The 22835-nt window shown below is 57.8% G+C and carries 21 protein-coding genes; 13 read left to right on the forward strand and 8 right to left on the reverse strand.

Annotation, left to right across the window (positions count from 1 at the left end):
* Positions 1-14 precede the first annotated feature (14 nt).
* The gene (purU, locus tag KUF54_RS14360) at positions 15-863 is read right to left on the reverse strand and encodes a formyltetrahydrofolate deformylase (RefSeq protein ID WP_219343450.1); all 849 of its coding nucleotides are present in this window, start codon (positions 861-863) and stop codon (positions 15-17) included.
* 51 nt (positions 864-914) lie between these two features.
* On the opposite strand from purU, the gene KUF54_RS14365 reads away from it, so the two are divergent.
* Positions 915-3632 (forward strand): GGDEF and EAL domain-containing protein, encoded by a 2718-nt coding sequence (locus tag KUF54_RS14365; RefSeq protein WP_219343451.1) that lies wholly within the window; start codon positions 915-917, stop codon positions 3630-3632.
* 59 nt (positions 3633-3691) lie between these two features.
* Here KUF54_RS14365 and KUF54_RS14370 read toward each other — a convergent pair whose 3' ends face one another.
* Entirely contained in the window at positions 3692-4573 is an 882-nt protein-coding gene (locus tag KUF54_RS14370) for a ChaN family lipoprotein (RefSeq protein WP_219343452.1), read from the reverse strand.
* A gap of 388 nt (positions 4574-4961) precedes the next feature.
* Between KUF54_RS14370 and KUF54_RS14375 the strand changes: the two genes are divergently transcribed.
* Both KUF54_RS14375 and KUF54_RS14380 read left to right on the forward strand, forming a co-directional pair.
* The gene (locus KUF54_RS14375) at positions 4962-5120 is read left to right on the forward strand and encodes an excalibur calcium-binding domain-containing protein (RefSeq protein WP_219343453.1); all 159 of its coding nucleotides are present in this window, start codon (positions 4962-4964) and stop codon (positions 5118-5120) included.
* A gap of 4 nt (positions 5121-5124) precedes the next feature.
* Positions 5125-5367, forward strand: a complete 243-nt coding sequence (locus KUF54_RS14380) for a hypothetical protein (protein ID WP_219343454.1) — start codon at positions 5125-5127, stop codon at positions 5365-5367.
* A gap of 82 nt (positions 5368-5449) precedes the next feature.
* Here KUF54_RS14380 and KUF54_RS14385 read toward each other — a convergent pair whose 3' ends face one another.
* The 3 genes from KUF54_RS14385 to KUF54_RS14395 all read right to left on the reverse strand — a co-directional run bounded on the left by KUF54_RS14385 (position 5450) and on the right by KUF54_RS14395 (position 7966).
* Positions 5450-5749 carry a DUF3567 domain-containing protein gene (locus KUF54_RS14385; protein WP_219343455.1) on the reverse strand — a complete coding sequence of 100 codons (300 nt, stop codon included), beginning with the start codon at positions 5747-5749 and terminating at the stop codon, positions 5450-5452.
* Positions 5750-5971: 222 nt separating this feature from the next.
* A complete protein-coding gene (locus KUF54_RS14390) occupies positions 5972-7141 on the reverse strand; it encodes a DUF3108 domain-containing protein (RefSeq protein ID WP_219343456.1) in 1170 nt (389 codons plus the stop codon).
* 30 nt (positions 7142-7171) lie between these two features.
* Positions 7172-7966, reverse strand: coding sequence for an IclR family transcriptional regulator (locus KUF54_RS14395; protein ID WP_219343457.1), 795 nt, complete (start codon positions 7964-7966; stop codon positions 7172-7174).
* A gap of 108 nt (positions 7967-8074) precedes the next feature.
* Between KUF54_RS14395 and KUF54_RS14400 the strand changes: the two genes are divergently transcribed.
* The 5 genes from KUF54_RS14400 to KUF54_RS14420 all read left to right on the forward strand — a co-directional run bounded on the left by KUF54_RS14400 (position 8075) and on the right by KUF54_RS14420 (position 12513).
* The gene (locus KUF54_RS14400) at positions 8075-9142 is read left to right on the forward strand and encodes a fumarylacetoacetate hydrolase family protein (RefSeq protein WP_219343458.1); all 1068 of its coding nucleotides are present in this window, start codon (positions 8075-8077) and stop codon (positions 9140-9142) included.
* 7 nt (positions 9143-9149) lie between these two features.
* Positions 9150-10235, forward strand: a complete 1086-nt coding sequence (locus KUF54_RS14405; RefSeq protein ID WP_255576134.1) for a TraB/GumN family protein — start codon at positions 9150-9152, stop codon at positions 10233-10235.
* A gap of 97 nt (positions 10236-10332) precedes the next feature.
* Positions 10333-11307 carry a tripartite tricarboxylate transporter substrate binding protein gene (locus KUF54_RS14410; RefSeq protein ID WP_219343460.1) on the forward strand — a complete coding sequence of 325 codons (975 nt, stop codon included), beginning with the start codon at positions 10333-10335 and terminating at the stop codon, positions 11305-11307.
* Between the two features lie 199 nt (positions 11308-11506).
* Complete coding sequence (locus tag KUF54_RS14415; RefSeq protein WP_219343461.1) at positions 11507-12025, forward strand: GNAT family N-acetyltransferase; 519 nt, start codon at positions 11507-11509, stop codon at positions 12023-12025.
* A gap of 92 nt (positions 12026-12117) precedes the next feature.
* Positions 12118-12513, forward strand: coding sequence for a zinc-ribbon domain containing protein (locus KUF54_RS14420; RefSeq protein WP_219343462.1), 396 nt, complete (start codon positions 12118-12120; stop codon positions 12511-12513).
* A gap of 59 nt (positions 12514-12572) precedes the next feature.
* Here KUF54_RS14420 and KUF54_RS14425 read toward each other — a convergent pair whose 3' ends face one another.
* Positions 12573-14180 carry a sensor domain-containing diguanylate cyclase gene (locus KUF54_RS14425; RefSeq protein ID WP_255576135.1) on the reverse strand — a complete coding sequence of 536 codons (1608 nt, stop codon included), beginning with the start codon at positions 14178-14180 and terminating at the stop codon, positions 12573-12575.
* 143 nt (positions 14181-14323) lie between these two features.
* Positions 14324-16381: a molybdopterin-dependent oxidoreductase gene (locus KUF54_RS14430; RefSeq protein WP_219343463.1), complete on the reverse strand. Its 2058-nt coding sequence runs from the start codon at positions 16379-16381 to the stop codon at positions 14324-14326.
* Positions 16382-16532: 151 nt separating this feature from the next.
* On the opposite strand from KUF54_RS14430, the gene KUF54_RS14435 reads away from it, so the two are divergent.
* The 3 genes from KUF54_RS14435 to KUF54_RS14445 all read left to right on the forward strand — a co-directional run bounded on the left by KUF54_RS14435 (position 16533) and on the right by KUF54_RS14445 (position 19397).
* Positions 16533-17693: an ABC transporter substrate-binding protein gene (locus KUF54_RS14435; protein ID WP_219343464.1), complete on the forward strand. Its 1161-nt coding sequence runs from the start codon at positions 16533-16535 to the stop codon at positions 17691-17693.
* A gap of 96 nt (positions 17694-17789) precedes the next feature.
* Positions 17790-19001 carry a M20 aminoacylase family protein gene (locus tag KUF54_RS14440; RefSeq protein WP_219343465.1) on the forward strand — a complete coding sequence of 404 codons (1212 nt, stop codon included), beginning with the start codon at positions 17790-17792 and terminating at the stop codon, positions 18999-19001.
* Positions 19002-19142: 141 nt separating this feature from the next.
* Complete coding sequence (locus KUF54_RS14445) at positions 19143-19397, forward strand: acyl-CoA-binding protein (RefSeq protein WP_219343466.1); 255 nt, start codon at positions 19143-19145, stop codon at positions 19395-19397.
* A gap of 70 nt (positions 19398-19467) precedes the next feature.
* Here KUF54_RS14445 and KUF54_RS14450 read toward each other — a convergent pair whose 3' ends face one another.
* Entirely contained in the window at positions 19468-20463 is a 996-nt protein-coding gene (locus KUF54_RS14450) for an isopenicillin N synthase family dioxygenase (RefSeq protein WP_370627549.1), read from the reverse strand.
* Between the two features lie 428 nt (positions 20464-20891).
* On the opposite strand from KUF54_RS14450, the gene KUF54_RS14455 reads away from it, so the two are divergent.
* A complete protein-coding gene (locus KUF54_RS14455) occupies positions 20892-21920 on the forward strand; it encodes an ABC transporter substrate-binding protein (RefSeq protein ID WP_219343468.1) in 1029 nt (342 codons plus the stop codon).
* 59 nt (positions 21921-21979) lie between these two features.
* Complete coding sequence (locus KUF54_RS14460; RefSeq protein ID WP_219343469.1) at positions 21980-22828, forward strand: ABC transporter ATP-binding protein; 849 nt, start codon at positions 21980-21982, stop codon at positions 22826-22828.
* The last annotated feature ends 7 nt before the right edge of the window (positions 22829-22835 follow it).

Genomic DNA, 22835 nt, shown 5'->3' on the forward strand with positions numbered 1-22835 from the left:
CCAACGTTGGGGGGTTAGCGGAAGACGACGGTCTTGTGTCCGTTCAAGATCACGCGGCGCTCGCTGTGCCATTTCACAGCGCGGGCCAGTACTTGGCTCTCGGTGTCGCGGCCACGGGCCGTGAGGTCTTCCACGGTGTCAGTGTGGTCGGCGCGGGCCACGTCTTGCTCAATGATCGGGCCTTCGTCCAGATCGGCTGTCACATAGTGGGCCGTAGCGCCGATGAGCTTAACGCCGCGATCGTGCGCTTGGTAGTAGGGCTTGGCACCCTTGAAGCTGGGCAAGAAGCTGTGGTGGATATTGATCGCGCGGCCAGCCAGCTTTTTGCACAGGTCGTTGGACAGCACTTGCATGTAGCGGGCCAGCACGACCAGCTCTGCGCCTTCTTCCTGAATGATCTCGAACTGACGCTCTTCGGCCTGGGCCTTGGTTGCAGCAGTCACGGGGATGTGATGGAAGGGGATGTTGTAGCTGGCGGCGAGCTGATAGAACTCGCGGTGGTTGCTGACGATGGCCTTGATCTCGATAGGCAGCAGGCCCGACTTCCAGCGGAACAGCAGGTCGTTCAAGCAGTGGCCTTCTTTGCTGACCATGATCACGGTCTTCATACGCTCTGCCTTGGAGTGCAAACTCCACTGCATTTGATATTGATCAGCTAATTCGGCGACAGATGCTTTAAGGGCGGCTGGCTCTTTGCTGTCGCAGGCAAACTGCACGCGCATGAAGAACAGGCCAGTTACGGTGTCGTTGTACTGCGCTGCTTCTTCAATATTGCCGCCTTGCTCGAGCAAAAATCCCGAAACGGCGTGCACCAGACCCAGACGGTCTGGGCAAGATAAAGTCAAAATATAGGCTTGGGTCATAGCTCGGCAATTGTCGCAGCAAGGCGAGTACTCTGCGGACAAAGGAAATTCATGAAAAGCGATGGGGGGTATTCTCGCCTCACACCTTGGGTGGTCGTCACTCTCTATGTGTGTGCGGGAATGATGTGGTTGGCCGCGCAGGCAAGCGTACTTGACTATTTTGGGGTATCACTCAATCGCCAGTCCTTGCCTTGGCAGATGGGCTTGTTTCTTGTTTGGTTGCTGGTAACGGCGCTGGTCGCTTTTTGCTTTATGCGCAACAAGCAAAAGGCAGACCAGCGTAGCCGTGAAACAGCGCAGGAGCTGGACTTGATCGTGCGCTATGCACCAGCAGGCATGGCCCGCGTGCATGTCAGCAACGCTGAAATCATCTGGGCTAACCCCAAACTGGCAGGCTGGCTTGGCTGCACGACGCAATCGCTGTATGGCAAGGATTTTCGTGCGTTAGTGCCTGCTGACGATAAAGACGAGATTGCCTTGCAGCTGGAGCGCTTGCTCGACGGCCGCACGCATTACTTTCAAGTGCTGCGCAGCTGCGTCAATGTCAATACAGGCAAGGTAACGCCCGTGCTGTGTACCACCAGCCGCGTGGCTGATTCTGGTGTCGATGGCCCCATTGCCTTGGTCTGCGTGCTGCAAGACTTGAGTGAAATGGTCAACGCACGCAAGGCTATGGTGCGTAGTGAAACGATGCTGCGCATGGCGCTGGAAGGTAGTGGCAACGGCGTGTGGGAGTGGGATGCGCAGGAGCAGTGCCTGAATTTTTCTTCGGGCATGAGCGCCTTGCTTAAGTATCAGGGCCAAAACTTGGCCGATGACTTTGACTATCGCAAGCGCCTTCACCCTGAAGATGCGGCTGTTGTTCGTCAGCAGCTCGATCAGGCCTTAGCTCAGGGCAGCCAGCTGGTCGTATCGGCACGGCTGCTGTGCTTTGACGGCATGTACCGCTGGTTTCGTGCCCGGGGTCTGGCCCATAAAGATGTGGATGGCCAACTGTTGCGTATCTCAGGCCTGCTGTCTGACCAGACTGCCAGTCGTGAAGAAGATGAGCGCCGCCGGCTTGCCTCCACCGTGGTGGACAACACCATTGAGGGCGTGGTGGTCACCGATTCGCGCAGCCGCATTCTCTCGGTCAATCGCGCTTTTACACGGCTGCTGGGGTTTACCGAAGAAGAGATGCTGGGCCAAACCCCGCGCATGTTTAAGTCCGGCCATCACGACAAGGCTTTTTATGAAGCCCTGTGGGCCAAAATGCATGCTCACGGGCACTGGCAGGGCGAGATCTGGAACCGTCGCAAGAATGGGGAAGTTTTTCCCGAGCGCATGTCGCTGAGCGCAGTCAAGGATGCCAATGATCAGGTGACGCACTACGTTTGTATGTTTACCGATATTACGGCGGAGAAAGAGCGTGAGCAGCAACTGGACTTTCTCGAGCATCGTGACGTGTTGACTGGCCTGCCCAATCGTGCGCAGTTCACCTTCATGCTGAGGGAAGCGCTGGCGGACGCTCAGCGCACAGGCGCAGGTATGGCGGTCATTTTCTTCAATATTGATCGCTTCAAGGATGTGAACGACAGCTATGGTCACTCTATAGGCGATGAGGTGCTCAGGCATGTCGCGCTTCAGATGCAAGCCGCCTTGCGCAGCGGTGACATGATTGGCCGACTGTCTGGAGATGAATTGTGCGTGGTGGCCCCTTTGCTGACGGGGCGTCAAGCTGCGGTCGATATGGCAGAGCGCCTGATGGCTGCGGCGGGCAAACCTTGGGTCACACCCGATGGTTTGTCTGTGGTGGTCAGCGTAAGCGCGGGTATCAGCTTGTACCCCGAGCATGCGCAGACTGCTGACGACTTGCTGCAAGCCGCCCATGCCGCGGTGTATGGGGCCAAGAGCCGCGGCTCTAACGCATGGTGCTTTTTTCATGAGGATATGACACAGGCCGCGCGAGAACGCCTGAAGCTAGAAGCGCGTTTGCGTCGTGCGCTGGATTTGGGTCATATGCGTCTGTACTACCAGCCGCAAATTGATTTGCACACGGGTCGCCTGATCGGCGCTGAGGCGCTGGTGCGCTGGCAGGACCCAGAAGAAGGCTTGATCTCCCCGGCGCGCTTTATTCCTGTGGCAGAAAGCTCGGGCATCATCGGCCCGCTAGGCCTGTGGGTGCTGCGCGAGGCTTGTCGCCAAGGCCAAGCGTGGCGAAAAGCGGGTCTACCCGATCTCACGATTGCCGTGAATGTCTCGCTGCAGCAATTTTTGCTCACCGATTTGGTGGGGGCTACCAATCAGGTGCTGGCGGAGTCGTGCTTTCCTGCGGAATTTCTGGAGCTAGAAATCACCGAAAGCGCGCTGGCAGAAAAGCCCGAAGACACGCTGGATGTACTCACTCGCCTGCGTGGTCTGGGCTTGCGTCTGGCCATTGATGACTTTGGCACGGGTTACTCCTCACTGGCTCACCTCAAGCGTTTTCCGCTCGATATTCTCAAAATCGACCAAGGCTTTATCCGCGACATTCCCCATAGTGCTGACGATATGAGCATCAGCAGCTCGGTCATTGCACTGGGTCATGCCATGGGCTTGAAAGTGCTGGCCGAAGGTGTGGAAACACGCGAGCAGCTGGAGTTTTTGCAGCAAAAAGGCTGCGACTACTTCCAAGGCTACTTATGCAGCCGCCCGGTGCCTGTAGATGACTTCACGCGCCTGTTGGAAAAAGCACGTGATGGCTTGCCGCTGGTGGACATTGAAGTTGCCACCGAGCATGTGATGATTTGAGCGTCAGTCGCTGGTGGTTAGCCGTTGATGCTTCACCGTTGCCGCTTTAATTCGTGTAATCAGGGCTTGGGCGCAGCCCTGTTCTTCCACTGTGCGCCAAGCTCTGCGCAGTGATCTTTAGAGGCGGATCCCGCCAGAGTCAGAAGCTTGTCTGCTTTCATATTGATAGCTTCTAGTGCTTTATCTGATTGGGCTATAGCTACTTTTGGCGTGAATTCCGGGGCCAACCAGGTGGGTACGCCAATATCGCTGCGCACATGACCTCGCCCTGCAATCAGCAGCACGGTCTGGCCGGGCTTGGCCGCTTTTTGTGCTGCGGTGATCGCTTTGGCCATGGCTTCATCGCGCGCCAGCTGAATGCGTGCCATGGGGGTGAATTGCGACTCGGGCAGCAGGCCGCAATGCCCATCCCTGATGGCATCGAGCTGCAACTGCCAGCCGGCGGTAGGCAGGTGACTGTCATAACGGGCATCGCCCATGACCTGCTTCATCTGGGCGCGGGGTAAATTGCCGCCCAGCACAGGCACGCCAGCTTGCACAGCGGCCATCACCATAGGGCCATAGTCCTTCCAAGGCCAGCCGCCGGGGCCGCCGCCCTGTGCCCACAGCAGTGCGTTTTTCACCTCTTCATCGCTGGCACCGGGCTGCAGGGCGCGGGTATCACCGCCTGCAGGTGCCATCTCAATGACCAAGGCGGCAAGCTGCCCCTGCGCTGCCAGATGGCGCACAGTAGCCGCTTCCCACTGGTGGTGTGATGTCTGGTCATGCTGCTCACCCAGCAAGATGGCGGGGGCGCCTGACCAATTGGCCAGCGTCTGCTGCCACTGGGCATTGCTAGTCAGCTCTGTGCTTTGATGGGCGCAGCCGCCCAGCAGCAAGGCGGAGGCAAGAATGAGAGGTTTGAAGATAGGGCGAGGAAGCGCCTGCGAAAAAGTCCACATATTGACCAGTCCTGTTTTGAAAGACGGGGCATGGCTTCGTACCTCAGAAAATCGCACCGGCTTTGCCCACCGTAATTTGATGCGAGGCAACGGGGTATTAGCCCCAACCTCCCAGCTATTGTCGTGCCTTGGCGGGAGTTTGTTCAGCGCAAGGCACCTCTTTTTTCAACAATGGGCAGATGGTGAAAGTGCTGAATATTGGTACGATCTTCGTTCCTAGATAGATAAAAACAGGAGGGGCATCGTGTTCAGGTTGATATTTTGGGCGGTTGTAGCTTTTGGTACATGGCAGGCATATACGCACTTTGATGGGAAACGAAAGCTGGCGCACAGCGTAGAGAGTGCTCCGGCATTGCTCTTGTCCGAGCCAAGGCCGCGTGCGGTAGATATGGGTGCAAGTATCTCAAAATTTAAATGTGATGGCCGTACGCATTGCTCGCAGATGAGCTCTTGCGAAGAAGCCACTTATTTTTTGCGTAACTGCCCCGGAACCAAGATGGACGGTGACAAGGATGGCGTTCCCTGCGAGATGCAGTTGTGCCGATGAGCGCATGAAAAAAGATCTGCGCTTGTTGCTTGTTTTTAGCGCCTTGCTTGGGCTGCTGCTGGGCGGCGCACTCATGTGGGTGTCTTGGCAGCACAACGCGCAATGCGAGATTCATTGCCCAGAGACGGGTGTGGACTGGGGCTACTGGCTGACACTAGGTGGGGCAGGGCTGGTGCTGGGTTTTACAGCCTGCATGGCGCTGAGTAGTCTGCTGCTCTGGCTGATGCGGAAGATGCAAAAAGCATAGCTGTAAGTGCTTATCGTATCTGCACGAACCAAGAAAAAAGCCACTCAGTTGAATGAGTGGCTTTTGTTTTTAAGCTGATCGCTTAGTGGATTATGACCGGTTGCTGGGCCAGGCCGGTGTACTTGTCTAGCGTTTCTTCCACCTCTTCTTCGGTGGGCGCGTCTTGCTGCCAAGCAAGAATAGTTTTTTGGAACATTTCGGCCCAAGAACCGTCTAGATAAACCTCTTTGCCTGAGCGTTTGTCCACGATTTCAAAACCGTGGCGTGGCAACTGGTGTTCACGCTCGGCCTTGGCGGGCGTGGTTCCCGCCGGAACGTTTGCTTCCATATCAGGACGCAAATGGAGCACCGCAAAGGATTCCGAGTCATAAAGCATTTGCATGGTGTTCCCCCTATATTTCCGTTATGAGCATGCCAGCCATAAACATGGCGACAGGATGCCGCATTTCAAGGTGGAAATGCCTGCTCTTGGCACCTGATCACAGTATTCCATGGATTAGGCACCGTTGTGCAGGCCCGGCTTTCGCTTGCGGTAGTAGGTGGGGCCTTGTCTAGAGAGCCAGTGCGCGGCTCTTTGCCTTGCAGGCAACAGGCTTGGCGGCGCTTACTGCGGTGCTGACGTGTATTTTTTTAGCTGCAAATCGACAAAGTCATCTTGAGCTTGGGTCAGTTTGATGCGTACCGGCAAGTATTGCATGGCGGGTGCTAGCCAGACGGAGCCGCGTTGGTCGCCGCTGCTTTTGCCGGGCAGCTTGTCAAGCCGCAAAGCCATGACGCTGCCAAATGGCAAGTCCAGCGCTTCAGCTGGGCCCACGCGAAATTGCCAGCGGGCGGCTGAGCGGGCGCTGCTGGCAGTCATTTCGATCAGCGTGCCGGGTGGGTATTTATCGGGCTGCGCAGCCATGAGGGCGGAGAGCTGCAAAAACACGCTGAGCCGGTCTTGCACGCCGCTGGCAATGCTTGCATCGGCCGTGCCGCCGCTGAAATGGGCTTTGCCATTCGCCACATCAAAGGCAGCGGACTGGGTTTTTCGCCCTTTGTCGCTGAAGTTCAGCGGCTGCAGGCCTTGGGGTGTTATCAAACCCTCGCTGGTCTGAGAGCGCTCGCCCAGCAAGAACATGCTAATGGACTGACGGGCGCTGTAGTACTGACCGTCATGCTGCCACTGCAACTGCGCTCCGGCGGAGTACTGAAAGCCTTTGACTTGACCGGATGCATTGAACTCCAACGTGGCCGAGTTGGGCAGAGCAACCGGCAGCACCGTGCCCGGCGGCAGTGGTGCGCTGCCAGCGGGGGTGACTTGAAGCGGCAAAGCTGTGCCTGCACTATTGGCCTCGGGTAGCTCGGAGATGGGCTCTGGCGGTGGAGTGGGAGCAGGTGGCTCAGCAGGCGTTTCTTTTAATGCTTCTGTTTCAGGAGCTGCCTGTCCTTGTATCTCTTCGGCTAGAGGTTGATTTGACTCTAATTGAGGCTCGGCAGGTGCTGCAGTGGGCGCTGGTGCAGGAGTTGGGGGTTTAGGCGCAGGCCGTGGTTTGGGTTTTGGTACTGGAGTCTGAGTCGGTTGAGGCTCCAGTGGTGCAGGCTGTGGCGTGGGGGCGGGTGGCGGCAGCGGTGCCTCCAGCACGCGAGTCTCCATCACGACTTGCGCATCTGCAGGCTTGGGCGGGTTCAGCTTGGGCAGACCCCACAGCGCCAGTGCATGGGCCACGAGCACCACGCCGGCAACGGGGATCAGGATGGTGCGGGGCTGATGAGGCTGAGTGGCTTGGCCCATGGGGGAAGGAGTTACTTAAAGCAGGTGGGTCTACTCGGCGCTGGCTGTGGCGCGCCAGCCTAGATCGCTGGAGAGCTGAAGGGCGGCGGCTTGTAGCGGCGCATCTATCGCACCACCATATTCGTAATCGAATGTGGCCAGTGAACCCAAGGTCATCAGCCCCAGCACGATGTGACCAGAGGCATCAAAGACGGGCGCGCAAATGGCGGCGATGCCGGGAAGCATGGAGTCAACCACACGCGCCGCGCCGCGTTCGCGCACTTCGGTCAGCATGGCGGTAACGGCGTCTCGGCTCAGTGGTAAATCCAAACGCTTGGCTTTGCGAGCGCGTTCGATCTCGGGCTCCAGCAGCGGCGATGTGACTTCACGCGGCAGCCATGCGCCAAAGCAGCGGCCCGTGGCCGAGGCCAGCATGGGCATCACATCTCCCAAACGCAGGTTGGCGGTGATCGACTGGGTCGATTCCTCCCAGTGCACGATGGTGGGGCCGTGATTGCCCCAGACGGCAATCGCCAGCGTATGGCGCAGGTTGTCGATCAGCTCGGGAATACGCTCGCGGGCCAGGCGCACCGGATCGATCCGGGTCAGCGCAGTCAGGCCCACCTTTAGCGCAGCAGGCCCCAAGTCATAGCGCGAGTTGCGTGCGTCCTGACTCACCATGCCTATGCGCTGAAAGCTGACCAAATAGCGGTGAGCTTTGGCCGCACTCATCCCTGCGGCGGCGGCGACATCTTTGAGCATCAGCGGGCCGCTGGCTTGTGCCAGGGCTTCGATGAGGGTGAAACCCACTTCGACCGACTGAATTCCTGCGCGTTCCTTATCCATTGCAATAGAATCGTATTTTGTTTAGTTAAATCAATTTAACCAATCATAATTTTGACTGGCGTTGACAGGCATTGTGCCAGCAACATAAGCAAAGCAGAGGGATAGAGCATGAAGTTGGCAACGTATAAGGATGGCTCGCGTGATGGGCAGTTGGTTGTGGTGTCGCGCGACCTGAGTCAGGCCTGTTATGCCACCGGCATTGCTAACCGCATGCAGCAGGTGCTCGATGACTGGAGTTATATGGCGCCCCAGCTGCAAGATCTGGCGCATGAACTCAATCAGGGCAAGGCTCGCCATGCCTTCCCGTTCGACCCGCAGCGCTGCATGGCGCCACTGCCACGCGCTTACCAGTGGGCCGATGGCTCGGCCTATATCAACCACGTAGAGTTGGTGCGCAAGGCGCGCAATGCCGAGGTGCCGGCAAACTTCTACACCGACCCGCTGATGTATCAAGGCGGCAGCGATGACTTCATTGGCCCTTGCGACGATGTGATCGTGCCCAGCACGGCCATGGGCATTGATTTCGAGGCCGAGATTGCCGTCATCACCGGCGATGTGCCCATGGGTACCGACGCCAAGGATGCACTGGACGATATTCGCCTCGTCATGCTCGTCAACGACGTGAGCCTGCGCAATCTGATCCCCAATGAACTGGCCAAGGGTTTTGGCTTCTTTCAGAGCAAGCCCGCCACCGCTTTTAGCCCCGTGGCGGTGACGCTGGACGAGTTGGGCGACGCTTGGAAGGGCGGTCGCTTGCACCTCGCATTGCAATCGAGCTGGAATGGCCGCAAGGTGGGCATGTGCGATGCCGGTGAGGACATGACCTTCCACTTCGGCCAGTTGATTGCCCATATCGCCAAGACCCGCAATGTGCGCGCAGGCTCCATTGTGGGCAGCGGCACGGTGAGCAATCGCGGTGTGGAAACTGGTAAGGGCAAAGACAAGCGCATGGAGTGGCCCAAGGGCTATAGCTGCATTGCTGAAAAGCGCTGCATAGAAACCATTCAAGACGGCGCGCCCAAGACCGAGTTCATGCAGTTTGGCGACACCATTCGCATCGAGATGAAGGGCAAAGACGGTCAAAGCATTTTTGGTGCGATTGATCAGAACATTGCGCCGCCCGGTGGCAATGGTGACGCGGCCGAAACTGTTGTGGCTGATGCCTCCAAGGTCTGAGACTTTGTTGAACCATCAACCTGCTTGCTTTGCGCTGAGGCGCCCCTTGCTGGCTCAGGCGCTGACTCTTGTCCTATCGCTGGCCGCAGCATGTACGTCTGGGTTTGCTCTGGCTGCATCGCCTGCGCATGGCGTGAAGTTGGGGGGCAAAGCGGCCGCCATCACCTGCCCGGTCAAGCCGCAAATGCCCACAGAGGCGGAGCTAAAAGTGCTGGCCGCACAAGCGCAAGACCGAGGCATGCTTTGGCGGGTGACGGATAGCAAAGCGAACGGCGCGCGTGCCAGTTGGCTCTACGGCACCATTCATGTGGGTAAGCGCGAATGGATGGTTCCGGGGCGCAGCATTTTGCGCGCTGTGCAGGGGGCAGATCAGCTGGCGCTAGAGTTGAACTTGCTAGATCCCAGCGTAGGTCAAGAGTTACTCCAAGGCTTGAAGGCTCAGGCGAGTGCACCGCCTCTGGCGACAGACTTGAAGCAGCGACTAGCCAAGCAGCTCAAGCTGGCCTGCGCTGAAGACTTGGCAGCAATGAGGCCTGAGGCGCAGGTGCTGGGCTTGCTCGCCAAAACTGGCAGCCGGCAAGGGCTGAATGCAGAGTACGGCGTAGACATCACGCTGGCGGGTATGGCTCATGCGCTGGGCAAACCGATTACAGGGCTGGAGTCCGTACAGGCTCAGCTCAAAGAACTGGTGTCCGATGACCCGGTAGAGATTGCCGAAACCGTGAGCGATGGACTCAAGCAGTTAGAGGGCGGCATGGCGCCCGAGATGATGCAACTGCTGGCGCAGGTGTGGGCCAGCGGCAATGCGCGCAAGCTGGAGAACTATGCCGACTGGTGCGATTGCGCCAATACAGAGCGCGAGCGAGCCCAGCTCAAGCGCTTGATTGATGACCGCAACCCCGGCATGGCCGACGGTATTGCGGCGCTGCTGGACCAAGGAAAGACCGTATTTGCTGCAGTAGGCGCATTGCATATGGTGGGGCCTGTGGGTTTGCCCGAGTTGCTGCGCAAAAAGGGATATCGAGTGGAACGCGTAGATTTCATGCCGTCTTCAGATCACAGAAAGCTCATCAAAAGCATGGAAGCCAAATAAAGATAAGCACAGGCTGCTATGAAAAAATAGAGCAAGCAGCTTTGCGAAGAGATACCAAGACTTCATCACCCAAAACATAAACCTGAGGAGACAAATGATGGACCGTCGACAATTTTTAGCCGCTGTGGCTGCCACTTCGGCTGCAGCAGCCAGCCCCTTTGCCATGGCGCAGGAATGGCCCGCCAATCCTGTGCGCTGGGTTGTGCCTTACCCACCGGGTGGCGGCACCGATGTGCTGGCCCGCACCTTGGCCGAAGCCATGCGCAAGACGCTGCAGCAGAGCATCGTGATTGATAACCGCCCCGGTGCCTCGACCAATATTGGCGGGCAGATGGTGGCTTCGGCCAAGCCTGATGGTTACACCATCATGTCGGCAGACAACGCGATTTTGGCTTTCAATGAGCACCTGTTCAGCAAGCTGCCCTTCAACCCCGATAAGGACTTTACCTATATCGGCGGTATCAGCCGCTTCCCAATGGCGCTGGTGGTGAACCCGGCTTTTGAAGCCAAGGATTTCAAAGAGTTTTTGGCTTACGCCAAGGCCAACCCCGGCAAGCTCAACTACGCCACGCCCGGCAATGGCTCACCCCACCATTTGGCCATGGAGCTGTTCAAAAGCCGCACAGGCACCCATCTGACCCACATCCCTTACAAAGGTGCAGCGCCCGCTGCTGCCGATGTGATGGGCGGGCAAGTGCCTTGCATGTTCTTGGACTTGGCTTCGGGTCTGCCTTTGATTCAGTCTGGCAAGGTGCGAGCCTTGGCCATTGGCACGGCCAAGCGCGTGCCTAACTTGCCCAATGTGCCCACGCTGGCCGAATTGGGTTTGAAAGACTCCGAGGTCTATGCCTTCCAAGGCATTTTGGGCCCTAAGAACATGCCGCCAGCAGTGGTGCAGCGCATCAATGGTGATCTGCAAAAAGCCTTCCAAGACCCTGATGTGCTCAAGCGCATGACCGATTTCGGCATGGAAGCCCTGCCTGGCACGCCTGAACAATTCCACCAACTGGCCCGGGCTGAAGCCAAGCGCTGGGGCGAGGTGATTAAGGTTGCTGGTGTGAAGCTGGATTAAGCGCAATCCGCATACCAAAAAAGGCCCGAGATGATCGGGCCTTTTTCATGAAAAACAGTCGAAAGTCCATGTGATGCATGGGCTGGCTGCTATGTATTGATGAGTGCTAGCGTTGTGCTTTGAGGCCATTAAAGATCTGTGCAAAGGCCGCCGCAAATCACTCCCCAAGGCTTCGGTGGGCGCTTGCTGATAATGGTGCATGCCCACCTCCTTGCAGTTTCGCGATTTTCAAGCTTCTGACCTTCCGTCCATTGCCATCGCCATGGGGGACGCTCAGGTCACGCAGTTCTATGGGCTGGAGACTCCCCATACCGATGCCCAGACCATTGCCAGCGAGCAATTGGACTGGTACACCGTGCAGACATCGGAAGGGGATGCCTGGTGGCAAGCCATCTGCATGGAGGGGAAGTTGATTGGGGCCATTGGCGTCTATGACCGCGACGAGGATGGTGACAGTGCCGAGCTGGGTTACTGGCTGCTGCCCAGCCATTGGGGGCAGGGCGTGATGCGCTGCGCGCTGCGGCAGTGGTTGCCCAGGGCCTTTGAGCGACTGGCGCTGCACAGTGTGGTGGCCTATGTGGAGCCCGATAACCAAGCCTCCATCAAGCTATTGACCCACACGGGATTTACCCAGGAAGGCCTGCTGCGTGAATGCACACGGCGCGGCACCCGCTATGTCTCGCTGCATCGCTTGTCGCTGCTCGTGCATGAGTTGTAGACATGGCCAAAGGCAAGGTCTGGTTGGAGAAGGTGTGGACGCCCCAGTGGGCGGTTGGGCGTTTATCTTGTGATGGAGTAAGGTAGCGCGCTATGAAAAGTGGCAAGCAACGCAAGGCGGAAATTCAGGCCCAGCGCACGGCACGGGCCAGCCAGAGTGCGGCAAGGGCGGCGGCAGTGCCCAAGCCCACAGCGTTGGGCACTGCGCCTTGCAACCCCGAGTTGCTGGCGCCCTTCAATAGCTATGGTGTGCCGGACTTTGTCGCACGCGGTTGCTATGCGGATCAGTCGTTTACCTGCAAAGACTGCGCCAGTGAAGAAGTCTGGCGTGCGACTCAGCAAAAGTGGTGGTACGAGGTGGCCAAGGGCTCCGTCTTTGCCAGTGCCATGCGCTGCAATGCATGCCGCCGCAAAGAGCGAGAGCGTGTTGAGCAAGCGCGCCGCGTGCAGCAGCAAGGCATGGGACCCAAGGATAAGGAGACGCGATGAAGCGCGATGTCTCCTGTTTGCATGGGTATGAGGTTGGGGCGGTCTTGGACGCTCTTTAATCAGCTCTCTGGCAATGACTCAACCCCGTTGACGGCTACCCGGTTGCGGCCAGCGCGTTTGGCGCTGTAGAGCAGAGCATCGGCTTGCTGGAGGACGGTCTTGATGTCGTCATGGCTCTGCGGCCACTGCGCCACGCCCAGCGAGATGGTGATGCTGCCGACCTGTGGGATCTCCATGACCTCCACCAGCTGGCGCAGGCGCTCGGCGGCGTTGGCTGCAGCTTCGAGCTGCGCGCCGGGCAGCAGCAGCAAAAATTCTTCGCCGCCCACGCGGCAGGCAACGTCGCCGGCGCGGGAGACGCCGCGCATGGTGTGTGCCAGTTGCCTGAGCACTTCGTCGCCGGTTTCATGGCCAAAGCTATCGTTGATGTGTTTAAAGTGGTCGATATCGATGGCAATCACAGAAAAGCTGAGCGCCTGGGCCTCAAAGGCGGCCACAGCGGCCTCCAAGTGGCGGCGGTTGCCTAGCTTGGTCAGCGGGTCGGTGTTGACGTCTTCGCGCAGTTTGGTGATGTTGCGTTGCAGCAGGTTCAAGCCCTTGAGCATGGCTTTTTTCAGCTCATAAGACTCGAAGTACCAAGATTTGACGGCCTGAATTTTTTCCGCAGTATCAGGCTTGTCCATATCGTGGGCACCATTGGCTAGCTGGCGCAGCGGGCTGGCAATGCGGTGTGCGCTCCACCAGATAAAGAGCAGCATGATGATCGCAATAGGCAGTGTTTTGTAGAGCACGGCGCCCATCAGCTTGTTGAGCGGCGCCAGCGTGGTGGCTTTGGGACGCTGGGCCACGATGCCCCAGCCGGCGACGGGAATGATGGCGTAGCCCGCCAGCATTTCCACGCCCTTGCTGTTGAACACGGTGGCTGTGCCAGACTCCCCTTTGATCACGGCGTTGATGACGTCGTTATTCATGATCGTGTCGCCTACGCGATGACTGTCGGGGTGGTAGATGATGTGCTTGTTCTTGTCCACCACATAGACGTAAGTGCCGTCTTGGTAGAAGTGCGAGCCCAGCAGGGTGTCGAGAATATTGTCTTCCTTGAGGTAGACGCTTCCGCCCACAGCCCCGAGGTATTGCCCGTCAGCGCTAAAAATAGGCTGCGAGATAAAGACGATGTAGTTACCCGTGACGGACAGATAGGGTTGACTGACCACCGGGCCGCGTTGGGTCAGGGTCTCCACCACACCAGCGCTTTGCAGCGTCTTGCCCTTGATTTGCAAGGTTTCGGGTGAGGTTGCCAGCACATAACCCGTGGGGTCGATGATGGTCACGGAGTTAAAGCTCTTGGTCTGCAGGCGCAGGCGTTGGGCTTCGTTAGCCAGATACTCGGGGCTCTGCATGTGAGAGGCCATGAGCTGAGCGCTGTACCCTAATTGCTGCAGGGCTGAGCGCAGAAAGTCATCCGTGCTCTTGGCCAGCTTGGTGGAGTAGGCGTGGTGGCCTTCGAGCGTGGTGTCTATCAACTGCTGGCGCTGCACCAGATAGCCGGCGTAGAAGGTGTTGATAAACGGAATCAGCGCGCTGGCAATGGTCAGAGCGAGGATCAGGCGCAGCAGGTCAAACCGGGAGGGCGCGAGGCTGCGGCGCCAGATGGAGGATTTCTTCACAGTATGTCTTGCGGTGACGCAGAGGTCTTGGGTCCTGAACTTCAGGGCGGACAGTCCCCTGTCACATGTTCATTGAGTACTTGCTCGCATTATGGTTGCTCGGGCTAGTGCCCTGTTCATGGTCAACCACGATACGGGGTGCGTCAGGCAGGCCCTATTCGCTGAACCTGTACCGCACAGTCGTAAAAGCAGGGCGCACGGCCAATGTCGGTGAGGTTTTGGTGCGTTAACTCATTTACATTGGTGCCGTTGAGCCCCTGTTTGCGCCACCAGATACCCAGCCCCACCACCAAGCCCAGACGTGCGCGGCCATTGATGCTGGCGTGGCAGATATGCTCGCCGCGGGCATTAAAGACGCGCAGCACATCGCCATCGGCAATGCCGCGTGCGGCGGCGTCTTCGGGATGCATCTCCAGCATGGGCTTGCCTTCCATGCGGCTCAGGCTAGGCACATTGGCAAAGCTGCTGTTGAGAAAGTTGCGCGCGGGCGGCGAGATCATGGCCAGCGGGTACTCGGTCGTTGGCGGCTCGTAATTGGGCACATAGTCAGGCAAGGTGCTGATGCCGAGTGCGGCCAGCGCCGGGTTGTCAAACTCACATTTGCCTGAGGGTGTGGCAAAGCCGCCTTGTGCAAAAGGTGCTTCTGGCAGCGGAATATGCGCAAAACCGCGTTCCATCAGTTCTTCAAAATTAATAGCGGTATGTCTAACGGCTGTGCGGCATAGCGTCTCATCTGATTCTGAGAAATGAGGCGCGGCAAAGGCTGGGTCAAGTGCAGCCATGTGCGCCGCCAAATCGCGAAAGATTTGCGCATTGCTCCGCGCCTGTCCTTCTGGCGCAATCGCGGCTCGGTTGAGCAGCACATCGGTATGGCCGTAGCTGCCATGAATATCCCAATGCTCTAGCTGGGTCGTGGCGGGCAGCACATAGTCGGCGTGGTCGGCCGTGTCGGTCATGAAGTGCTCAAGCACCACGGTAAACAGGTCTTCGCGTGCAAAGCCTGCGGCCACTTTGGCTGATTCTGGGGCCACGGCCACAGGGTTGCTGTTGTAGACAACCACGGCTTGTACCTGCGGGCCGAAGCTTGCATCGCCCTTGCGCAGCAGTACATCGCCAATTTGACTCATATTGAGAGAGCGCGGGCGGCGATCTCCCAATAGCTCAGGCATTTGCAGCGCAGCGCGTTTGAAGGGTGAGGCGCTGGAGCTTGATAACAACAAGCCGCCGGCGCGGTTGCGCCAAGCGCCAATCAAGGCGGGCAAGCAGGCAATGGCGCGCACGGCATTGCCACCGCCGCGCACGCGCTGCATGCCATAGTTCAGGCGAATGGCGGCTGGCTGGCTGGTGCCGTAGTCACGGGCCAGTGATTGGATTTGCTCCACGGTCAGGCCGCAAACCTCAGCTGCCCGCTTTGGCGGCCACTGCATTGCTCTTTCTTTGAGAGCGTCCCATCCTTGTGTGTACTGGGCCAGATAGTCGTGATCGAGCCAGTCGTTGACGATCAACTCATGCATTAGCGCCAGTGCCAGCGCGGCATCGGTGCCGGGCAGAAGTTGCAAGTGCTCGTGGCATTTGTCAGCGGTTTCGCTCTTGCGCGGGTCTATGCAAATTAGCTTTGCACCGTTGCGCTTGGCCTCTTGCGCATAACGCCAGAAGTGCAGATTGCTGGAAATGCTGTTGCTGCCCCAGATCAAAATAAGTCGGCTTTCGGCAAAAAACTCCACTCGCATACCCAGCTTGCCACCGTAGGTGTAAGTGAGCGCCTCGCTGCCAGCGCTGGCGCAGATGGTGCGGTCCAGCAGGCTTGAGCCGAGCTGGTGAAAAAAGCGCCGGTCCATGCTTTCGCTTTGCACCATGCCCATGGTGCCGGCGTAGCTGTAGGGAAGAATGGCCTCGGGGTTGTGCTGCGCAATGCGGTGCAGGCGTTGGGCAATATCACTCAGAGCCTCATCCCAGCTCACGGCAGTGAACTGGCCACTGCCCTTGGGGCCGCTTCGTTTGAGCGGCTGCAGAACACGGCCTGCGTGATAGGTGCGCTCTGTGTATTTGCTGACTTTGGCGCAGAGCACTCCGCCGGTGTGTGCATGCTCTGCATTGCCCTGAACCTTGATGGCTGTGCCGTCAACAACGGTGGTGATGAGGGCGCAGGTGTCGGGGCAGTCATGCGGGCAGGTGCCGCGAACTTGAGCGATATGAGGCATATTGAGTGAGAAAACCGAGGCAATTTGCGGGAAAAGCCGCTTTGTCAGCCTATTATGCGACTGGCATTAATGTCAAAAACGTGAAATGCGACATAACGAAGCGGGTGCATTTAGCTCCTAGCCATCAGCAGTCAGTTAAGAGATGAGAACAATGGAAGACAAACGAATGGGTTTGAATCGTCGTCAATTTGTGACCACCACTGCGGGTGTTACAGCTGGAGTTTTAGGCCTCAATAGCTATGCGCAAGAAGCGACAGGTCCCATCGTGCTGGGCCAATCTTGCGCGCTGACTGGGCCTTCTGCACAGCTGGGAATTCAGTTTTCTCAAGGCGCAAAGCTGTACTTCAATCAGCTCAATGCCCAAGGTGGCGTGGGCCGCCGTCAAGTGGAATTGCGCACGCTAGATGACGGCTATGAACCAGATCGCTGTGTGGCAAACACACAAAAATTTCTGTCCGATGATGTGACGGCATTGTTTGGTTATCTGGGCACCCCCACCAGCATGGCGGCCTTGCCCCTGCTGCAAAAAGCCAAGGTGCCGCTGATTGCTCCACTCACTGGTGGTGCTGGCTTGCGCGACCCCAAGTTGGCGCAGATCGTCTTTAATCTGCGCGCATCCTATGCCGATGAAACCGCGATGATGGTCAAGCAGTTGGTGGCGCTGGGGCTCAAGAAGATTGCGGTTTTCTACCAAAACGATGCTTATGGCCAGTCGGGTATGGATGGCGTGACGGTGGCGCTTCAAAGCCACGGTCTCAGGCCCGTGGGCGCTGCCACGGTAGAGCGCAACTCTACGGACGTGACCAAGGCCGTCAAGTCACTGCTCACACTGGGCTCGGATGTGATTGTGCAAGTCGGCACTTATGGCGCCAGCGCAGCCTTTGTGCGTGCGGCGCGCCAAGCGGGCTACGGCGGGCAGTTCTATAACGTCTCGTTTGTGGGCACATCGGCGCTGTCACAAGAGTTGGGCAAAGAAGCTGAAGGCGTGGTGGTCAGCCAAGTCGTTCCCTCGCCCTTTAAAACCTCAAATCCGCTCAGCCGTGAGTTTCTCGCAGCGCTGCAAAAAAGTGGTGAAGCGTGGCCGCCGAACTACTCAAGTCTTGAAGGCTATCTGGCCGCACGCGTTGTAGGCGACGCATTGAAGTCTGCAGCGGCTGCCAATCGTTTGCAGCGCGATGGACTGGTTGCAGCGCTCGACGCCATGAATGGCCAGCGTGTGGCGGGCTTCCCCATTGCCTTTCGCCCTCAAGCCGGAAAGCCCGGTTTTGTGGAGTTGTCCATGCTCACCGGCGATGGCAAGGTGCGCGTGTGAGGCTTGAGTGTGAGGCTTTGATGTAGCGAGGCTTCAGCCGCTTTGACTTTGGGTCATCATTGCGTTTTGCTAATGATGACCCCAAGGAGAGAGCGCATGGCCCTGCTGCCCGAACTTCAAAAAAGCGCCCCTTACATTGCCGCGCTGCGTCGCGATATTCACGCCCATCCAGAGCTGTGTTTTGAAGAAATTCGCACCTCTGATCTAGTCGCAGACAAGCTGGAGCAATGGGGCATTCCCACCCATCGTGGGCTGGGCAAGACCGGTGTCGTAGGCATCATCCACGGCCGCGATGGCGGCAAGAGTGGTCGCGCCATTGGCCTGCGCGCCGATATGGACGCCTTGCCCATGCAGGAGTTCAACACCTTTGAACATGCCAGTCGCCACGCCGGAAAAATGCACGCCTGCGGCCACGACGGCCACACCGCCATGCTGCTGGCTGCTGCGCAATACCTAGCTGCCCACCGTGACAGTTTTGAGGGCACGGTTTACGCCATCTTCCAGCCCGCAGAAGAAGGCGGCGGCGGTGCGCGTGAGATGGTCAATGACGGTCTGTTCACCTTGTTCCCCATGCAGGTCGTATACGGCATGCACAACTGGCCCGGCATGAAGGCCGGAACCATGGCTGTGGGTGCGGGCCCAGCGATGGCCTCGAGCAATGAGTTCAAGATCGTGGTGCGCGGCAAGGGTGGCCACGCGGCCATGCCCCATATGGTGGTGGACCCGGTGCCTGTGGCGGCCCAGCTCATCATGGCGTTTCAGACCATCGTTAGCCGCAATGTGAAGCCGATTGAAGCGGGCGTGATCTCTGTGACCATGATTCATGCAGGCGAGGCCACCAACGTGGTGCCCGACAGCGTAGAGCTGCAAGGCACGGTGCGCACTTTCTCGCTGGAAGTGCTGGATTTGATCGAGCAGCGCATGAAGCAGATCAGCGAATCACTGTGTGCGGCCCACGGCACGCAATGCATATTTGAGTTTGTGCGCAACTACCCGCCCACCATCAACACCGCACCCGAAGCCGAATTTGCGCAGAACGTGATGCGCGAGATTTTGGGTGATTCAGGTGTGGTGGCTCAAGAGCCTTCCATGGGCGCCGAAGACTTTGCCTTCATGCTGCTGGAAAAGCCCGGTGCCTATTGCTTTATCGCCAACGGCGATGGCGACCACCGCGCACTGGGCCACGGCGGCGGCCCCTGCACATTGCACAATCCCAGCTATGACTTTAACGACGAGTTGATTCCGCTGGGCGCTACTTTCTGGGTCAAACTGGCCCAGCGCTGGCTGGCAGAGCCGACGCGAAGCTAATGCATGCTGATGGTGCAAAGGCTGGCTTGATGCCAGCCTTTTTTTATGATCAGGGTTTGCATCTAAAAAAGAACGATCGTTCTAATTTGACCAAATCTTCGCTACACTGATCTGGATTTTTAAATCCCCAGGAGGCCTCACATGTCCGATCTGAACGCCACGTTTGAAGACGCAGTCAAGAATTCCACCTCGATCAGCGAGCGCCCCGATAACGCCACGCTGCTCAAGATTTATGCTCTGTACAAGCAGGCGACAGAGGGTGACAACGAAGGCAAGAAGCCCAGCTTCACTGACATGGTGGCCCGCGCCAAGTGGGATGCTTGGGCCAAGCTAGAAGGCACATCGGCCGATGAAGCCAAGCAGCTATACATCGATCTGATCACTTCCTTGAAGTAATCAAGTCTTTAAAACTGGCACGGCCTACATCGTCCCCCACCGGCGTAGCGAGAGAGGGGGGAAGGGGGTGTCAGTACCTGTTCGAGAAGTTCGCTGAGATGCGTTGACGCAAATATTCCGCCCCTGTGATGGGCGGATATTTTTTGGCCGGGCCTTCGATCACTGCATCTTCATTGGCCTGGCAAAAGAATGCCAAGCTGTAGCGCGAACCTTGATATTCATGCGGCAGCGGGTTGCGTACGCGGTGGAAATTGCTGGGCAACTGGTCATCGCTCCAGCGCATGAGCATGTCGCCGATATTGCAGGTGATGACGCCATCGACCGGCTTGACCGGCGTCCATTGCTGGGCCTCTGCCTCTTTGCCGGGCAGCACCTGCAGGCCGCCTTGTCCGTCGCGCTGGAACAGCAGGGTCAGGCAATCAAAGTCCGTATGCGCGCCAGCACGCCACAGGCCTGCTTCGTCTTTGAGTGCAGGGTCCACCGCAAAGTAATGCAGCATGCGCAGCGTGCTCTGGTAGCTGAGCACTGCCGGGTTGTGTGCGCGGGTAAAGAAGTCTTCATCAAAGCCCAGCTTGTACGCAAAGCAAGAAAGCAGTTGCATACCCACTTGCCAGCATTGCTGCTCAAACTCCAGCGTGGCCTGCTGAAAGCCTGCAAGCTCCTCTTGCGAGGGCCACAGCCCTTGCATGCGCGGGCGCGTTACTTGATAAGACTCTTTTTGGTCTGGCGTCTTGGTGGAGGGGCGAATTTGCGCTTTGTGCTCCCAGCCGGCATTGCGTGTCAGTGGCCATTGCGCTTTGACTGCTGCGGGCAGGGCAAAGAACTGCCGCGCCCGCTCGAAGGCCGCATCAATATCAGTTTGCGCAATGCCGTGACCTGAAACTTGAAAGAAGCCGATGTCTACCGCAGCGCTCCACAGCTGCTCGGCAATTTCTGGTTTGCGTGCTTCAAAGTTGCTGATATCGATTACGCGCACTTCACGGGCATGGGTCTCCGCGCCCTGTGCGCCCATGCGGGCTTCCTTGTCGAGTTCGCCCAGTGTGTAAACGGGTTGGCTGGCATTCATGGTTTGCATCCATTTTTCTCTTGCGATGACTTCAGACGCTCGCGCATGGATCGGCTTAGTGCGTCAGCGGGCCGCTGAAGTCTGATGAACAGGCGCGGCCAAAGTCGCGCCCACTTCAAGAGCAATGACCCGCGAAGCTGCTGCCTCCCTTTTGCCGGGAACAGTGCACCGTGCTGAACGCTTCTACTCTTAATTTGAGTGCAGCAAACCACGTGCCAGAAAGGATTTCAAGGGGGTGATGCTGTTTTTGGTGCATTGCTTCAACTTGGTGCGTAGCGGCGCTTGAAGGCATGCACGATGTTGTGCAGCGTGCACTGTTGTGAGTCGCAGGGGCTGTTTTTCAGGGTGGCGTTAAAAGCAGGCACGCCAATTGCTTAGTTGATGAACGCATTAAATTTTTATAAGCCACCGAGAGAGAGGAATCCGTCATGCAAAACAAGCGACTGTTCATGAAGACCGTGCTGGCTCTGGGCGCATACGCCAGTGCCACGGCAGCCTTTGCCGCCACGCCCATCAAGTTTCAGCTGGACTGGCGCTTTGAGGGACCTTCTGCCCTGTTTTTGCAGCCTGTTGCCAAAGGCTATTTCAAGGCAGCAGGTCTGGATGTGGTGGTGGATGCAGGCAGCGGCTCCGGCGGCGCGATTCAGCGCGTGGCTTCTGGCGCGTATGACATGGGCTTTGCGGATCTGGCGGCGCTCATGGAGTTTTACGCCAACAACCCAGACGTCAAAGACAAGCCCGTGGCTGTGATGATGGTCTACAACAGCACACCCTCCGCAGTACTGGCGCTGAAAAAAAGAGGTATCTCCAAGCCTGCCGATCTGACGGGAAAGAAGCTGGGTGCCCCGGTTTTTGATGGCGGTCGCCGTGGTTTTCCGTTGTTTGCCAAGGCCAACAAGGTAGGCGATGTGCAATGGACGACGATGGACCCGCCGCTGCGCGAGACCATGCTGGTGCGTGGTGATATTGATGCGATCACAGGCTTTAGCTTCACATCGATGTTGAATCTGGAGACGCGTGGCGTCAAGGCCGCAGATGTGGTGGTCATGCCTTATGCGGACAACGGTGTGAAGCACTACGGCAACGCCATCATTGCCAGTGCCAAGATGGTGCGCGAGAACCCTGAAGCCATTCGTGCGTTCCTTAAAGCCTTTGCCAAAGGCGCTAAGGACGTGATGGCGAACCCAGCGGCTTCCATCGCCTATGTGAAGGAACGTGACGGCATCGTCAACACGGCCATGGAAACCCGCCGTCTGCAGCTGGCGCTGGATGGTGTGGTCAACACTGCCGATGCCCGTTCTGAAGGCTTTGGACAGATCAGCCCCACGCGCATGACGCTGATGGCGTCGCAAGTGTCTGATGTCTATGCGACCAAGACACGCGTGAATCCTGATCAGGTCTGGAACGGCCGATTTCTGCCGCCTGCGGCCGATCTCGACGTTTTCCCGAAAAAATAATTGCTCATGGATTGATAGCGGTATGTGCTTGAATGATGAGCACTACCGCCCTGTTTTGTATGAATACTTCAGATACTGAAACGGCAGGGCCGTTTGTCGAATTCAAAGATGTTTGGCTGGCTTACAACGAAGAGTTGCTGCAGGCCAATCAATTTGCGGTGGAGGCTATTAATCTCACGGTGAAACGTGGCGAATTCATCGCCATCGTTGGCCCCTCGGGTTGTGGCAAGTCCACCTTTATGAAGCTCACCACGGGGTTGAAGATGCCGTCCATTGGGCGCATCACGGTTGCCGGTGAGCGCGTGACAGGGCCGCTCAAAATTTCGGGCATGGCGTTTCAGTCATCTTCTTTGCTGCCTTGGCGCACCACACTGGATAACGTGCTGCTGCCGCTAGAGATCGTGGAGCCGCACCGCTCCCAGTTCAAGAAAAAGCGCAAAGAGTACGAGGCGCGTGCGATTGCACTGCTGGCCAAAGTGGGCTTGGCCGGTTATGAAAACAAATTTCCGTGGCAGCTTTCGGGCGGTATGCAGCAACGTGCCAGCATTTGCCGTGCCTTGATTCATGAGCCGCAAATGCTGCTGCTCGACGAGCCCTTTGGCGCGCTGGATGCATTCACCCGCGAAGAGCTGTGGTGCATTTTGCGTGACCTGCAGGCCGAGCAAAAATTCAACGTGATCTTGGTCACGCACGACCTGCGCGAGAGCGTTTTTCTGGCCGATACCGTCTATGTGATGAGCAAGAGCCCCGGCCGCTTTGTGGTGCGCCGCGATATCGATCTGCCGCGCCCGCGTGATTTGGAAGTGACGTACACGCCAGAGTTTTCAGACATCGTTTATGAACTGCGCGGCCATATCGGCGCCATGCGCAAAGGTGGTGCGACGAGCAGCACTGTTATCAACCAATAAGGCGCAC

This window comes from Comamonas sp. Y33R10-2 (genome assembly GCF_019355935.1).
GTDB lineage: Bacteria > Pseudomonadota > Gammaproteobacteria > Burkholderiales > Burkholderiaceae_C > Comamonas.